Consider the following 15,612-nt stretch of genomic DNA (forward strand, 5'->3'; position numbering starts at 1 on the left):
GTCGGGCGCTTGTCGTGGTGCGCCGATGATGGCACAGCCGCGGCGCCGATTGAAAGGAAGGGGGCAGAGCGCTGCCGCTTCTGCATCTGCAGCCAGCCGATGTGGGATAATCCGACGCCATGGTTTCCGTCACTCACGCCATCGCCCCGGGCGACACCGCGGCTCCCCTCGACATGCTCGCCACCGGCCTGGATGAGGCTGGCCGCGGCCAGATCCAGTCTGCGCTCGACTGGATTGCCGACCTTTACGAAGACAAGGTGCTGGGCACCGGAGAATCCACCTGGACGCATGCGATCGGTGCGGCGCTGATCACCGCGTCGCTGCGCATGGATCTCGAGACGCGACTGGCTGCGCTGCTGTTTGCGGTGTGGGAGGAGCTCGAGGACCCGGTCGAGGAGGTCGGCGCCCGCTTCGGCAGTGAGGTTTCCGCCCTCGTCCGCGGACTGCATCGCCTCAACGGCCTGCGCGTACTCACACGCATGACGGCAACCGCGTCAGCGCCCGAGATCCGCGCCCAGACCGAAGTACTGCGCAAGATGCTGCTGGCCATGGTGGAGGACATCCGCGTGGTGATGGTGCGGCTCGCGTCGCGCACGCAGACGCTGCGCTACTACACCGAGCTGCCTGGCGAGGCGCGTGTGGACGTTGCCCGCGAGAGCCTCGACATTTACGCACCGCTCGCCAATCGCCTGGGCGTCTGGCAGATCAAGTGGGAACTCGAGGACCTTTCGTTCCGCTTCATCGAGCCCGACACCTACAAGCGCATCGCGAAGATGCTGGACGAACGCCGGGTCGAGCGCGAGCAGTTCATCCAGGACGCCATCGAGCGGCTCAAGCGCGAGTTGTCTGCCGTTGGCATCGAGGCCGAGATTACCGGTCGAGCCAAGCACATCTACAGCATTTACAACAAGATGCGCAAGAAGCGGCTCGATTTCTCGCAGGTGTTCGACATCAGGGCGCTACGGGTGCTCGTGAATGACGTGCGCGACTGCTACACCGTGCTCGGTTTCGTCCACCAGATATGGCAGCCGATTGCGCAGGAGTTCGACGACTACATCACCAAGCCCAAGGGCAACAATTATCAGTCGCTGCATACGGCGGTACTGGCCGGTGACGGGCGCGCGCTCGAGGTGCAGATTCGCACCCACGATATGCACAAGCACGCCGAACTGGGCGTTGCAGCCCATTGGCGCTACAAGGAAGGGGCGCGCGACGGCGGCGACTACGACGAGAAGATTGCGCTGTTGCGGAACCTGTTGTCCTGGCGCGACGAGGTCACCGATTCCGCGCAATGGATGGAGCAGTTCAAGCGCGCGTCGCTTGACGACACGCTGTATGTACTGACACCCCAGGGCAAGGTGGTCGACCTGCCGCGTGGGGCGACGCCGGTCGATTTCGCCTACCGGCTGCATACCGACCTAGGGCACCGTTGCCGCGGCGCCAAGGTGGACGGCCACCTGGTGCCGCTCAACACGGCGCTCGAGAGCGGTCAGACCGTGGAAATCGTGTCGGCGCGCGAGGGCGGGCCGTCACGCGACTGGCTCGACGCCCGCCAGGCCTATGTGGCCACCTCGCGCGCGCGCTCCAAGATCAAGCAGTACTTCGCTCAGCTCGATGAAGAAGACTTGCTGGCGCGCGGCCGCAGTTTCGTGACCAAGGAGATGCAGCGCGATGGCCACGCCCAGGCCAACATCGACGGGCTGGCCGAGCGCATGGGCTTCAAGAACGCTGAGGCGCTCTTCCTGGCGGCAGGTCGGGGCGAGGTCGGACCGCGTGCAGTGCAGACTGCGCTGCGCGAGGGCACGGCACCTGTGGCTGCGCCCAGCGAGGAGGAAGCATTCGTCGTCAGCCGCAGTCGCTCGGGCGACAACCAGGACAAGATCCTGATCGTCGGGGTCGGCAAGCTCATGACTTCGCTGTCACGCTGCTGCAAACCGGCGCCGCCCGATGCGATCGAGGGTTTCGTCACCCGCGGTCGGGGCATTTCGATCCATCGTGTCGATTGTCACGATTTCCAGCAACTTGCGGCCAAGCACCCCGAGCGCGTCATCGCCGCCGACTGGGGCGAGCGTGCAAACGATAGCCGTACGGCGCTCTATCAGGTGGATATCGTCGTGCAGGCAATCGACCGCCAGGGCTTGCTGCGCGACATCTCCGAAGTGCTGTCACGCGAGAAGCTCAACGTGATTGCCGTCAATACCCTGACCAAGAAGGGTACGGCCTACATGCGCTTCACGATGGAGGTGGGCGGCGTAAAGCAGATGCAGCGCGCGACCACCCTGATCCGTGAGGTGTCCGGGGTGATCGACGCGCAACGCAAGTAGGCCGCTCAGCTGCTGGCTGCGAGTTCATTGAGCAGGATGAGCTGGGCCGCACGGCGTACGCTGCGCGGATGCTTGCGCCGGTAGCTGCCGCTGGGCTGCATTTCCCAGGCCTGGCAATTGTCGCCGAGGTAGGGGCGCAGGCCTTCCTTCATCACGCGGCGCTTCAGGCGCGGGTCCAGCACCGGGAAGGCGATCTCGATGCGACGGAAGAAGTTGCGGTCCATCCAGTCGGCGCTGGACAGGTACACCAGGTCTTCGCCGTCGGCGTGGAAGTGGAAGATGCGGTGGTGCTCCAGGAAACGCCCGACGACCGAGCGCACGCGTATGTTCTCCGACAAGCCGGGCACGCCGGGGCGCAGCGCGCAGGGGCCACGGATGATCAGGTCCACCTCGACACCGGCTTGCGACGCTTCGTAGAGCGCCTCGATCGTTTCCGGCTCGAGCAGTGCGTTCATCTTGGTGATGATGCGTCCGCGCCGGCCGGCGCGGGCGATCTCGGCTTCTCGGCGAATCGCGGCCACCACGTTGGGTTGGAGCGAAAACGGTGCTTGCCAGAGGTGGCGCAGTTCCGTGGCGCGCCCAAGTCCGGTCAGCTGGGTAAAGACCGCTGCGACGTCCTCGCCGATCTCCTTGTTGCAGGTCATGAGGCCGAAGTCGGTATAGAAGCGGGTGGTGCGCGGATGGTAGTTGCCTGTGCCCAGATGTACGTAGTGGCGCAGACCGTCTTCCTCGCGTCGCACGACCATCAGCAGCTTGGCATGGGTCTTGTAGCCGAAGACGCCATACACCACATGGGCGCCGACTTCCTCGAGGCGGTTGGCCAAGGTGATGTTAGCCTCTTCGTCGAAGCGCGCCATGAGTTCGAGCACGACGGTGACTTCCTTGCCCTTTTGCGCCGCACGCGCCAGGTGCTCCATGAGCACCGAATCCGTCCCGGTCCGGTACACCGTCATCTTGATCGCCAGCACCTGGGGGTCGTCAGCCGCAGCGCGCAGCATTTCAATGACCGGGGCGAAGCTCTGGAAAGGGTGATGGAGCAGGATGTCGCCGTTGCGGATCGCCGTGAAGATCTGGCGGCGCTTGTCGAGACCTCTCGGAAGACCGGGCACGAAGGCGTGGTACTTGAGGTCGGCGCGCTCGACCCAGTCGGGCACCTGCATCAGGCGGACGAGGTTGACGATGCCGGGCGCGCGATAAAGGTCGCTGGGCGTGAGATGAAAATGCTGCAGCAGGAAGCTGGCCATTTCATCCGAGCAGTTGTCGGCCACCTCAAGGCGCACCGCGTCGCCGAAATGACGCTGCTGGAGTTCGCCCTTGAGCGATGCGCGCAGATCCTTCACCTCTTCCTCATCCACGAACAGGTCGGAATTGCGGGTGACGCGGAACTGGTAGCAGCCGAGCACCTGCATGCCTGCAAACAACTTGGCGACGTGGGCATGCAGCACCGAGGACAGGAATACGAAGGTGTACTCTTGCGTTGAAATTTCTCGCGGCAGCCTGATCACGCGCGGCAGCGCACGCGGCGCCTGCACGATGGCGGCACCCGAGTCGCGGCCGAAGGCGTCGCGACCTTCGAGCTCGACCGCGAAGTTCAGGCTCTTGTTGAGCACACGCGGGAACGGGTGGGCAGGATCGAGACCGACCGGGGTCAGGACCGGCATCACCTCGCGCACGAAGTAGTCCTCGATCCAGTCACGCTGGGCCTCGGTCCATAGGCTGCGGCGCAGAAAGACCACGCCTTCGTTTTCGAGTGCGGGCAGGATGTCGTCGTTGAGCAGTTCGTACTGCTCGGAGATGATCTCGTGCACCTCGTCGCTGACGCGTGCGAGCAGGTCGGATGGCGTGATGCCGTCCTCGCCCGACTGCCGGCTGCCGATACGGATCTGTTCCTTGATGCCGGAGACGCGGATCTCGAAGAACTCATCGAGATTGCTCGACACGATGCACAGGAAACGCAGGCGTTCGAGCAGGGGAACGGTCGGGTCGGCCGCCTGCGCCAGGACGCGGCGCTGGAATTGCAGCAGGGACAGTTCGCGGTTGAGGAAATGATCGGCCGGGTACTGCATGGAGGTGCGATTGAACTGGGGCATGGGGCGTCCTGAACGAGATGCGGCATTCATGATTATGTGACACTTTCGTTGCGGGAACATGACAACGCGCAGCCCTTGTGCGGCATGGTTTGCGCCATGTGTTGGGGCGAAACGAATGGCCCCTGATGCAACGCGGCGCGGTGCTAGAATCCGCACTTCCGGCGCCGGTGGCGTCAGTTTCCTAAAGCATGATGCAAGATCTCATCGCGGCAATCGACCTGGGTTCCAACAGTTTCCGGCTGCAGGTGGGCCGCATCGTCAATGACCAGATCTATCCGCTGGACGGCCTCAAGGAGGCCGTGCGCCTGGCCGCCGGCCTTTCTCCCGACAAGAAGCTTGATCTCGCTTCTCAGCAGCGTGGCGTCGCGGCGCTGCAACGCTTCCACGAGCGCCTGCGTGATTTTCCACCTACCCGGGTGCGTGCGGTCGCCACCAACACCTTGCGCGTGGCGAAGAACGCGACCGATTTCCTCATCCGTGCCGAAGCGGCACTCGGCTTTCCGATCGAGGTGATCGCGGGCCGCGAGGAAGCGCGCCTGATCTATGTCGGGGTTGCGCATACCTTGCCCGACCCGCACAAGCAGCAGCTGGTCGTAGATATCGGTGGTGGTTCCACCGAGTTCATCATCGGCAAGAGCTTCGAGCCGGCCTTGCTCGAGTCGCGCTACATGGGCTGTGTCGGCTATAGCCTGCGTTTTTTCCCTGATGGCCAGATCGACAAGCGTGCGTTCCGCGAGGCCGAACTGGCAGCGCGGCGCGAATTGCAGACCATCTCCCAGACCTATCGCGACACCGGCTGGGAGGAGGCCGTGGGCTCAAGCGGTACCGCGAAGGCGCTGGTTGAGATCCTGGAGCAGAACGGCTTCTCTTCGGGGGGGATTACTCGCGACGGCCTCGAGCAGCTCAAGGCCGTGCTCTTGCGCGCAGGTCGCCTCGATGCGATCGACCTCGCAGGCCTCAAGGGCGACCGCCTGCCAGTGATCCTGGGCGGATTTGCCATCATGAGCGCTGTGTTCAAGGAGTTCGAGCTCGAGCACATGCTGTTCTCCGAGGGGGCCCTGCGTCTCGGCGTGCTGTATGACCTGCTTGGCCGTTACCACCACCATGACCTGCGCGACGCGACGATCAGCGCCTTCGTGCGTCGTTACGGCGTCGATCTGCGCCAGGCCCAGCAGGTGGCAGATACCGCCTGCCACCTGCTGGGCCAGCTCGAGCCGGCAATGACGGACCCAGAGCACCCGGACCGACGTTTCCTGCGCTGGGCCGCGCTGGTGCACGAGATCGGGATCTCGGTCGCGCACTCGAGCTATCACAAGCACAGCGCCTACATCGTGGCCAATGCCGACATGCCTGGTTTTTCGCGCATGGACCAGGCACGCCTGGCGCGCCTGGTGCTGGCGCACCGAGGCAAGCTCGAACGGGTGGCTTCAATCGATGCAGGCAGTTCGGACTGGATGCTGATTGCCTGCCTGCGCCTGGCCGTTGTCATCCATCGCGCCCGCGACGCCCGTGGTCTGCCGCCGATCACCATGAAGCGGGAGGGCAGGGGGTTCTCGGTGACGGCAGCGCCAGGGTGGCTGCAGAAGCTGCCATTGACCGCGGCCGCGCTCAACGAGGAGCAGCGCCAATGGATGGGGCTTGGGCGCGGGCTTTACGTGCGCGCACTGAGCGTACGCGGCGCCACCGCATAAGCGCTCATGAGTCCCGGTGGCCAGGCAGAAGCGCGACAAGGCGGCAGCCTGGTGCTGACGCCCGCCTCGGCCCGGTTGAGCGGTGACTGGACCTTGCGTGCGCTGGGGCCGCAGTTGCCCGGACTGCGCCGGCAGTTGCGCATGGCGTCCGCCGATGCGGCCTGGAGTCTCGAAGCGGTCGAACGGCTGGACAGCTTTGGGGCGACCCTGCTTTGGCAGGCCTGGGGGCGGCGCTGGCCGACGCAACTCAGCCTGCGCCCGGCGCATCGTCAAACCCTGGAGCGCGTCGCACGCAGCGCGGAACGGCCGCTGCCGCAACGGTCGGTTTTCACGCCAATCGATGCGGTGGTGGCGCTCGGCAGTGCACTGATCGCGTTCCTGGCGCATGTGCGGGACTTCGTTGTCCTGCTCGGACAGATCTTCCTCGACCTGCTGCACGTCTTGCGCCACCCGCGCGACTGGCCTTGGCTCGAGATCTCCGCAAACGTGCACAAGGTCGGCGTCAAGGCCATGCCGGTGACTGCGCTGGTGGGCTTCCTGATCGGCGTTGTGTTGTCCTATCTGTCTTCACTCCAGCTCAAGGTGTTCGGCGCGGACGTGTTCATCGTTAATATCCTGGGCCTGGGAATCATTCGAGAACTGGGGCCGGTGCTGGTTTCGGTGCTCGTGGCGGGCCGCTCGGGGTCGGCGATGACCGCACAGTTGGGGGTGATGCGGGTGACCGAGGAGATCGATGCGCTCGCCGCCATGGGGGTGTCGTGCTCGCTGCGCCTGGTGTTGCCCAAGGTGATCGCGCTCGGCCTTGTGATGCCGCTGCTGGTACTGTGGACCTCGACCATTGCGCTGTTGGGCGGCTGGGTGTCGGCCTGGGTGGAACTCGACCTGAGCTTGCGTTACTTCGTAGACGCGCTACCTGATGCCGTGCCGGTCGCGAATGTCTATATAGGCCTCTCCAAGGGCGCGGTGTTCGGTGTCTTGATCGCCCTTGTCGCCTGCCACTTCGGGCTGCGCGTAAAGCCCAATACCGAGAGCCTGTCGGCGAACACCACGGCTTCGGTTGTGACGGCGATCACGGCGGTAATCCTGGTTGACGCGCTGTTCGCAATCGCCACCAAGTCGATCGGGATCCCAGGATGAACCCGCCAGCAAGCTCGCCCGCCACAGTCGTTTCCCTGCGTGGAATTACAACCCGCTTCGGTCGCAACGTTGTGCACGAAGGGCTGGATCTCGACGTGGCCCGAGGCGAGATCGTCGCCCTGGTGGGAGGCTCGGGCAGTGGCAAGACGACCTTGCTGCGCCACATCATAGGCCTGACCCGGCCCGCAGCCGGTACGGTGCAACTGTTCGGCGAACTGCTGCAAGCAGGCGACAGGAGCGCGCGACTTGCGCGCCAGCGTCGGTTCGGGGTTCTGTTCCAACAGGGCGCATTGTTTTCGGCCTTCACGGTTGGCGAAAACATCGCCTTTCCGATGCGCGAGCTGGGCGTCATGAGTGCTGCAGAGATCGACGATCTCGTCGCGCTCAAGCTCGCCATGGTGGAGATGGAGCCCGAGCATTCCGTGCTGATGCCGGCTGAGCTCTCCGGTGGCATGGTCAAGCGTGCTGCGCTCGCGCGTGCGTTGGCGCTCGAGCCTGAGCTGCTGCTGCTCGACGAGCCGACTGCAGGGCTCGATCCTGAGCGCAGCGCCTCATTCGTGCGCCTGATCCGGGCGCTGCATGGCGATCTGGGGCTGACCGTGGTGCTGATCACACACGATCTCGATACCCTGGCAGCGATGGCGAGCAAGGTTGCGGTACTTGCCGATCGGCGCATACTGAGCTATGCCCCGCTGGAGGAGACGCTGCGCGTGGATCACCCCTTCATCGAGCGCTTTTTCCGCGGTGCGCAAGGACAGCGGGCCTTGGCGCGCGCGACTGGAGCAAATTGACATGGAGAATCGTGCGCATGCACTGGCTGCCGGGCTGTTCGCGCTGATCCTCGGGGCAGGTATCGCATTGGCACTGTGGTGGTTCTCCCAGGAGCGCGAACCGGTGCGCGAACTGGTGCTGGTTGCGCAAGGCGACATCAACGGCCTGGGGGCGCAGTCCAGGGTGCGCTTTCGCGGCTTGGCGGTAGGGGCGGTCAGCAGTGTTCATATAGACCCCGATGACTCGCGCAACGTGCTGGTGCACGTGCGCGTTACACGCGATCTGCCGCTGACGCGGGGAGCACGGGCAAGCTTGGGCACGCTCGGTGTCACCGGATTGGCGTATGTCCAGCTCGATGACCGCGGCGGTGAGCCGCTGCCTTTGGTGGAGGCTTCCGGCTTGCCGCCACGCATCGAATTGCAGCCAGGGCTGCTTGACGTGCTCGCCGAGCGCGCGCTCGAGATGGTCGGGCAGTTTCAACGGGTGAGCGAGCGCATGGCGGTCCTTCTTGATGATGACACGCTTGGTCGAGTGCGCGCCGCACTGTCCAGCATCGAGAGCGCTGCCTCTGGCTTCGACCGCAGCCTGGCCGAGATGCCGCAGACGCTGCACAGCGTCCGCAGCGCCTTCAGCCCGGCCAACCTGGCTGCGCTGTCCGGCCTGCTGGCAAGCCTTGAACGGACCAGTGCAGAAGTCGCACCTACGCTCGGCGAACTCCGCCAGCTTCTCCGTCGGCTGGATACCATGGCGGTACGCGTCGATCAGGCGGCGGTCGCGGCCAGCGACGGCTTGCTCGAAGGGACGCTGCCCCAACTCAACGAGCTGCTGCGCGACTTGAGTGCAACCTCGCGGCGGATCAGCAGATTGGTCGAGGAGGTCGACAGTACGCCGCAGGTGCTGCTGACGGGACGTCCCGCCACCGAGCCGGGGCCCGGAGAAGCGGGCTTTTCCAACGGGCGTTGATTGGGAACAAGAACATGCGAGGGCCGGGCCTTGACGATGGGGATCTTGACTTGAGGTATGCAGCATTCTTTTCGTGCATCGTGCCTGATGGCCGCTGTTGGCTTGCCGGCCTACTGCTGCTGGCGCTTGCCGGGTGTGGAGGATTCTCTTTGCAGCCGAGGCCGATGGCGCTCTACGAGCTTGGCCTCGGGGCGTCTGCCGCGGTCAGACCTGCGCTCGTGCCTGCGCGGATCGAGGTGGCGAGTCCCCCATGGCTCGAGACGACAGCAATGCAGTACCGCCTGGCCTGGAACGATCCGGGGCGTCGGCGTGCCTATGCCGAGAGCCGCTGGGTATCGCCACCGGCAGCCATGCTGGGTCTGAACCTGCAGCGCGCGCTGCAGCCCGCGGCAGCGCCAGGGCGTTGTCGCCTGCATGTCGATGTGGACGAGTTCATCCAGGAATTCGCGACCACGGAGCGCAGCCATGCGCGCATCGTCCTGCGTGCTGCGCTCTATCCATCTCGCAGCGAGACAGCGGTCGCGATGCGCGAGTTCAGCGGGAGCGCCGATGCGTCGCGGGCAGATGCCAGCGCCGGCGCCGAGGCCTTACGCGTCGCCACCGACAGGGTGGTGGCCGAGATTGTCGCCTGGCTCGCGGCGCTTGACCGCGGCGAGGACGGAGCGTTGAATGCGGCAGGCCGCTGCAGCGCTTGAGTAACGGCAACCCGCGCCTGGCTGAGCAGGGCGGGGAACCACCATAAGGAGACGAGATGAGCGAGACGAGACTGTCGCCCTACGCACAAGGGCTTGAGAAGACCGTGGCGAACTACGTGCCGCTGACGCCGCTAACCTTCATCGAGCGCAGTGCCTACGTCTATCCCGAGCGCGTCGCGGTCATCCACGGCGCGCGCCGCTACACCTGGCGCGAGAGCTATGTGCGCTGCCGCCGCCTGGCGTCGGCCCTGAAGCAATTGGGCATCGGTAAGGGCGACACCGTTGCTGCGATCCTCAACAACACCCCCGAGATGTTCGAATGCCATTTTGGCGTGCCGGCTTGTGGGGCGGTGCTCAATACGATCAACACCCGCCTGGACGCAGAGGCGGTCGCGTTCATCCTCAATCACGCCGAAGCGAGGGTCCTGATCACCGACCGCGAGTATTCGCGCATGGTGAAGAAGGCGGTGGAACTGGCCGGACGGGCAGACCTGGTGGTGATCGATGTGGACGATCCGGAGTACACAGGGCCGGGCGAATGCCTCGGGCGCATGAACTATGAGGCACTGATTGCAGGCGGTAGCGCCGATTTCGTGTTCGAGCAGCCTGCAGACGAGTGGGACGCCATTTCGCTCAACTACACCTCGGGCACGACCGGCAACCCGAAGGGGGTGGTGTATCACCACCGCGGGGCCTACCTGAATGCGATGTCCAACATCGTGTCCTGGGGCATGCCGCCGCATGCGGTCTATCTGTGGACCCTGCCCATGTTCCACTGCAACGGCTGGTGTTTTGCATGGACGATGGCGGCCAACGCGGGCGTCAACGTGTGCCTGCGCCGAGTCGATCCGCGACTCATCTTCGACGCCATCCGCGAGCACGGCGTCACGCATTACTGCGGTGCGCCGATCGTGCACTCGATGCTTGCCAATGCGCCCGAGGAATGGCGCAAGGGCATCAACCACAAGGTGTCCGGCCTGGTGGCGGCGGCGCCGCCGCCAGCTGCGGTGATCGAGGGGATGGCGAAGATCGGCTTCGACATCACCCATGTGTATGGGCTGACGGAAACCTACGGGCCTGCCGCAGTGTGCGCCAAGCACGATGAGTGGCGCGAACTACCGCTGGCCGAGCAGGTGTCGCTCAATGGCCGGCAGGGCGTGCGCTACCACGCCCAGGAAGGAATCACGGTCATGGACCCAGCTACCATGGAGCCCGTGCCCTGGGATGGTGAAACGATGGGCGAGATCATGTTCCGCGGCAACCTGGTCATGAAGGGCTATCTCAAGAATCCCGATGCGACGGCGGAGTCTTTCCGCGGCGGCTGGTACCACACCGGCGATCTGGCGGTGATGCAGCCAGATGGCTACGTCAAGATCAAGGATCGCTCCAAGGACATCATCATCTCCGGTGGTGAGAACATCTCGTCGATCGAGGTCGAGGATGCGTTGTACAAGCACCCTGCGGTCATGGCTGCTGCGGTGGTGGCACTGCCCGACGACAAATGGGGGGAAGTACCGTGCGCCTTCGTGGAGCTTCGCGAAGGGGCGGAGGTGGCCGCCGACACGCTCGTTGCCCACTGCCGTGAACACCTCGCTGGCTTCAAGGTACCCAAGCGCATCATCTTCGGCGAACTGCCCAAGACATCCACGGGCAAGATCCAGAAATTCGTGCTGCGCGACCAGGCGCGCTCGACGGCGTCCTTCGGGTAGCACAGGGGCGGGCACGGATGCAGAGCGCATCCATGCCCGCTCGCGTTTGACGATGGCCTTGGGACACAGTGCGCGGTAGTATTGGTGTACGTTGACGTTAACGTAAATAACGATGACTGTTCCCCATTCTGATTACGGAGGCGAGACATGAGCGCAGTACCCGTTCCCGATGACCAGCCGATGCTGTTGCGTGAAGACCGCAACGGCGTGACCACCCTCACGCTGAACCGGCCTGCGCAGTTCAACTCGCTGTCGTTCGCGATGCTCGAGACCCTGATCGCGGCTGTGGATGAGATCGCGCGTGACGAGAGCGTTCGTGTTGTCGTTCTGGCAGGCGAGGGCAAGGCGTTCTGCGCCGGGCACGATCTCAAGGAGATGCGTGCCAACCACGCGCTCGAGTTCCAGCAACGCCTGTTTCGCCTGTGCGGCAAGTTCATGATGAAGCTGACGGAAATGCCGCAGCCCGTGATTGCCCGTGTCCATGGCATCGCTACGGCGGCAGGTTGCCAACTGGTGTCGATGTGCGACCTCGCGGTCGCGGCTGACGTGGCGCGCTTTGCCGTGAGTGGTATCAATGTGGGGCTGTTCTGCGCTACGCCGGGTGTCGGCCTGTCGCGCAACATGGGGCGCAAGGAGGCCTTCGAGATGCTGGTGACCGGTGACTTCATCGACGCTCGGGAGGCTCAGCGCCGCGGCCTGGTGAACCGTGTCGTCCCGATCGAGCAACTCGATGATGAGATTGCTGCCCTTGCTGCGTCGATCGTTGCCAAGTCGCCGGTTGCCATCCGCATGGGCAAGCAGCTGTTCTACAAGCAACTTGAAATGGGAATCGACGCCGCCTACCAGGTTGCGGCCGAGACGATGGCGTGCAACGCGATGTGCGAAGACGCTGCCGAGGGCATCGACGCCTTCATCGCCAAGCGCAAGCCAGCGTTCAAGGGGCGCTGACGCGAGCGGCCGCGCCGGGAACTGCCGCACATGCTCATCGACACCCATGTCCATCTCGACGCAGCGGAGTTCGACGGCGACCGCGAGGCGCTGATCTCACAGGCACGCGCCGCAGGGGTCGCAGGTTTCGTGGTGCCGGCCGTTGCCGCGGCTAACTTCGCCGCGGTCCGCGCGCTTGCAGGTGCGCGGACCGACACCTGCTGTGCGCTGGGTATTCACCCGCTTTACGTCATGCAGGCGCAGATGTCGGACCTTGATGTGCTGGACGACGAGTTGCAGCGCGGTGGGGTGGTCGCAGTCGGCGAGATCGGGCTGGACAACCATGTCACCGACGTCGATCCGGTCCGCCAGCACGAGTTCTTCGTCGCTCAGCTCAGACTGGCGCGTCGGCATGCCTTGCCAGTGATCCTTCATGTGCGTCGAGCGATCGACCCCATCCTTGCCCAGTTGCGCCGCTTCGAATTGCGTGGCGGTATTGCCCACGCCTTCAATGGTAGCCGTCAGCAGGCCGAGCAGTTCATTGCACTCGGCTTCAAACTGGGATTCGGGGGGGCAATGACCTTCGATGGTTCCACCCGTATCCGCGACCTGGCGCGTTGCCTCCCGCTCGATGTCATCGTGCTCGAGACCGATGCCCCGGATATCCCTCCGGCGTGGGGGCAGGGCAGCCGCAATCTGCCGTGCAACCTCAAACGCTATGCAGAAGTGCTTGCAGGATTACGCGGTATTGGGGTCGATGAGGTGGTGGCGGTTACGGGCCGCAACGCAAGCGCAGCGCTGGGCGGGTGGCAGCCTGGATGAGCCGCAGGCACGATTGCCCCGCGGGCTCAGGCTCGCGGACTCGACGACCGGGCGATGAGATCTGCAATGTCGCGCTTCAGGCGTGGGATGTCGCTGTCGAACTTGTCGTAGATCATCAGCGAAACGCCAAATACGTACGCATAGAGCAGCATGCATCGGCTCGAAGCTTCTTCGAGTGGTACACCACAGGCGAGAAAGAGCTCGCGCGCGCAGCGCAGGCGGACGTCATCGACTTCGGCGACGATTGCGCTTGCCTCCGCGTCGCGACGCGCCCAGTCGCGCACTGCAAGCTCGATCATCATGCCGCGCCGGCTTCGATTCGCGCTGTACACGTCGATGACGTGGTAGATCTGCTCAAGCTCGCGCCCCGGCTGGGCTCGCGTCTGTTTGATGATGTCGCGGATGCGCCCTTCCTTCCAGTGCTGCAGAACGCCGAGGAGCAGGTCGCGGCGATCGGTGAAGTGCCAGTAGAAGCTGCCCTTGGTGACCTTGAGGCGCTTGGCCAGGACTTCTACCCGTAGGCCGGCAATGCCTTCTTCGGCCAGGACTTCGATTGCGCCGACAACCCAGGCGTCGCGGTCGAGCTGGGTGCGGGGTTTCTTTGCTGTGGTTTCCATACGGCGTAGTATTGACGATTCTGCCTCCATACGCTACCGTATGCGCAATACCAATCCGTATGGCTTCTGTGCGGCAGTGCAGCAGTGCCTTCCGGTGAGGGCGGTGACATAATTCATGAGTCCCTGTACGCGGTGCAGGGACTCAATCAGTAATAACAGAGGAGCGCGGCAGAGTGAAGATTCTGGTACCCGTCAAACGCGTTGTCGATTACAACGTCAAGGTTCGCGTCAAGGCCGACGGCAGTGGTGTGGACATCGCCAACGTCAAGATGAGCATGAACCCCTTCGACGAGATCGCAGTGGAAGAAGCTGTGCGCCTGAAGGAGGCCGGTGTGGCCACCGAAGTCGTTGCGGTAAGTTGCGGCATCGGTGCTTGCCAGGAAACCTTGCGCGCGGCGATGGCTATCGGTGCCGATCGCGGCGTCCTGGTAGAGACCGACGTCGAGCTGCAGCCCCTGGCCGTTGCCAAGCTGCTCAAGGCGGTGTGCGACAAAGAGCAGCCTAACCTGGTGATCTGCGGCAAGCAGGCCATCGATGATGACGCCAACCAGACCGGCCAGATGCTTTCTGCGCTGATGGGCTGGCCGCAGGCAACGTTTGCGTCGAAGGTGGCGCTTGCCGACGGCAAGGCGGCGGTGACGCGCGAGATCGACGGCGGCCTCGAGACGCTGTCCGTCTCGCTGCCGGCGGTGGTGACCACCGATCTGCGCCTGAACGAGCCGCGCTACGCCACGCTGCCCAACATCATGAAGGCCAAGAAAAAGCCGCTCGACACCGTCAAGCCTGCCGATCTGGGCGTCGATGTTGCTCCGCGCCTGACCACCCTCAAGGTCTCCGAGCCGCCCAAGCGCAGTGCAGGTGAACGCGTGGCTGATGTTGCGCAGCTGGTCGACAAACTCAAGAACGTTGCGAAGGTGATCTGAACATGGCCATTCTCGTCATTGCTGAACACGACAATCAGTCCATCAAGGCCGCCACGCTCAATACCGTCACCGCAGCAGGCAAGCTTGGCGGCGACGTACACGTGCTTGTTGCAGGCGCCGGTTGCAGCGCCGCGGCAGAGGCGGCGGCCAAGGTCGCCGGCGTGGCCAAGGTGCTGGTGTGCGACGCGCCCCACTACGAGGCCCAGACCGCCGAGAACGTTGCCGAGTTGGTGAAGGGTCTGGCGCAGGGCTACAGTCACGTGCTTGCGCCCGCCACCTCGGCTGGCAAGAACATGCTGCCGCGCGTGGCCGCGCTGCTCGACGTCGCACAGATCAGCGATATCGTCGCTGTTGAGGCGCCCGACACCTTCGTGCGCCCGATCTACGCCGGCAATGCGCTGGCGACCGTCAAGAGTGCGGATGCCATCAAGTTGATTACCGTGCGTACCACAGCCTTCGATGCCGCAGGCGACGGCAATGCCGCGCCGGTCGAGGCGGTTGCCGCAGGCGCTGATCTGGGCACGACCGCGCTGGTTGGCCGCGAGATCACGAAGAGCGCGCGTCCCGAGCTCGGGGCGGCCAAGATCATCGTTTCCGGTGGTCGTGGTCTTGGCAGCGGTGACAACTACCATCAGTTGCTCGAACCGCTCGCCGACAAGCTCGGTGCGGCGCTGGGTGCATCGCGCGCCGCGGTCGACGCGGGCTATGTGCCGAACGACTACCAGGTCGGTCAGACTGGCAAGATCGTTGCGCCGCAGCTCTATATCGCCATCGGTATCTCGGGGGCGATCCAGCACCTGGCAGGCATGAAGGATTCCAAGGTGATCGTGGCGATCAACAAGGACCCCGAAGCGCCGATCTTCCAGGTTGCCGACTACGGTCTCGTAGGCGACCTGTTCCAGGTCGTGCCCGAGCTGACCGGCGCGGTCTGATCGGTCAGTAC

The 15,612-nt window shown here is 64.3% G+C and carries 13 protein-coding genes; 11 read left to right on the forward strand and 2 right to left on the reverse strand.

All coding sequences use genetic code 11. The features are described from left to right. Positions 1-119: 119 nt before the first annotated feature. Positions 120-2,324 (forward strand): RelA/SpoT family protein, encoded by a 2,205-nt coding sequence (locus P7F68_RS11225; RefSeq protein WP_277833174.1) that lies wholly within the window; start codon positions 120-122, stop codon positions 2,322-2,324. Positions 2,325-2,329: 5 nt separating this feature from the next. Here the strand turns inward: P7F68_RS11225 and ppk1 are convergent, their stop codons facing one another. Beyond that, on the reverse strand, positions 2,330-4,414 hold the full coding sequence (ppk1, locus tag P7F68_RS11230; protein WP_277833176.1) for a polyphosphate kinase 1: 2,085 nt from the start codon (positions 4,412-4,414) through the stop codon (positions 2,330-2,332). A 188-nt stretch (positions 4,415-4,602) separates the two neighbouring features. On the opposite strand from ppk1, the gene ppx reads away from it, so the two are divergent. From ppx to P7F68_RS11270, 8 genes are all read left to right on the forward strand, one after another. After that, positions 4,603-6,105, forward strand: a complete 1,503-nt coding sequence (ppx, locus tag P7F68_RS11235; RefSeq protein WP_002928970.1) for an exopolyphosphatase — start codon at positions 4,603-4,605, stop codon at positions 6,103-6,105. A 6-nt stretch (positions 6,106-6,111) separates the two neighbouring features. Then, positions 6,112-7,242, forward strand: a complete 1,131-nt coding sequence (locus P7F68_RS11240; protein ID WP_277833179.1) for an MlaE family ABC transporter permease — start codon at positions 6,112-6,114, stop codon at positions 7,240-7,242. Next, positions 7,239-8,033, forward strand: coding sequence for an ABC transporter ATP-binding protein (locus tag P7F68_RS11245; RefSeq protein ID WP_277833181.1), 795 nt, complete (start codon positions 7,239-7,241; stop codon positions 8,031-8,033). The genes P7F68_RS11240 and P7F68_RS11245 overlap by 4 nt, the downstream gene beginning before the upstream one ends. A gap of 1 nt (position 8,034) precedes the next feature. Further along, positions 8,035-8,976: an MlaD family protein gene (locus P7F68_RS11250; RefSeq protein ID WP_277833182.1), complete on the forward strand. Its 942-nt coding sequence runs from the start codon at positions 8,035-8,037 to the stop codon at positions 8,974-8,976. Between the two features lie 164 nt (positions 8,977-9,140). After that, positions 9,141-9,671 carry an ABC-type transport auxiliary lipoprotein family protein gene (locus P7F68_RS11255; protein WP_277833184.1) on the forward strand — a complete coding sequence of 177 codons (531 nt, stop codon included), beginning with the start codon at positions 9,141-9,143 and terminating at the stop codon, positions 9,669-9,671. Positions 9,672-9,727: 56 nt separating this feature from the next. Further along, entirely contained in the window at positions 9,728-11,380 is a 1,653-nt protein-coding gene (locus P7F68_RS11260; RefSeq protein WP_002937492.1) for an acyl-CoA synthetase, read from the forward strand. A gap of 147 nt (positions 11,381-11,527) precedes the next feature. Beyond that, positions 11,528-12,328 (forward strand): enoyl-CoA hydratase, encoded by an 801-nt coding sequence (locus tag P7F68_RS11265; RefSeq protein ID WP_002928989.1) that lies wholly within the window; start codon positions 11,528-11,530, stop codon positions 12,326-12,328. A gap of 30 nt (positions 12,329-12,358) precedes the next feature. Further along, positions 12,359-13,129 carry a TatD family hydrolase gene (locus P7F68_RS11270; RefSeq protein WP_277833188.1) on the forward strand — a complete coding sequence of 257 codons (771 nt, stop codon included), beginning with the start codon at positions 12,359-12,361 and terminating at the stop codon, positions 13,127-13,129. A gap of 26 nt (positions 13,130-13,155) precedes the next feature. On the opposite strand, the gene P7F68_RS11275 is transcribed toward P7F68_RS11270, so the two are convergent. Next, positions 13,156-13,746, reverse strand: a complete 591-nt coding sequence (locus P7F68_RS11275; protein ID WP_002937490.1) for a TetR/AcrR family transcriptional regulator — start codon at positions 13,744-13,746, stop codon at positions 13,156-13,158. A 173-nt stretch (positions 13,747-13,919) separates the two neighbouring features. Between P7F68_RS11275 and P7F68_RS11280 the strand changes: the two genes are divergently transcribed. After that, positions 13,920-14,669, forward strand: coding sequence for an electron transfer flavoprotein subunit beta/FixA family protein (locus tag P7F68_RS11280; RefSeq protein WP_002928997.1), 750 nt, complete (start codon positions 13,920-13,922; stop codon positions 14,667-14,669). Between the two features lie 2 nt (positions 14,670-14,671). Further along, entirely contained in the window at positions 14,672-15,601 is a 930-nt protein-coding gene (locus tag P7F68_RS11285) for an electron transfer flavoprotein subunit alpha/FixB family protein (protein ID WP_002937489.1), read from the forward strand. Positions 15,602-15,612 lie beyond the last annotated feature (11 nt).

Origin of the sequence: Thauera mechernichensis (genome assembly GCF_029588855.1) — a bacterium.
GTDB classification, from domain to species: Bacteria; Pseudomonadota; Gammaproteobacteria; order Burkholderiales; family Rhodocyclaceae; genus Thauera; species Thauera mechernichensis.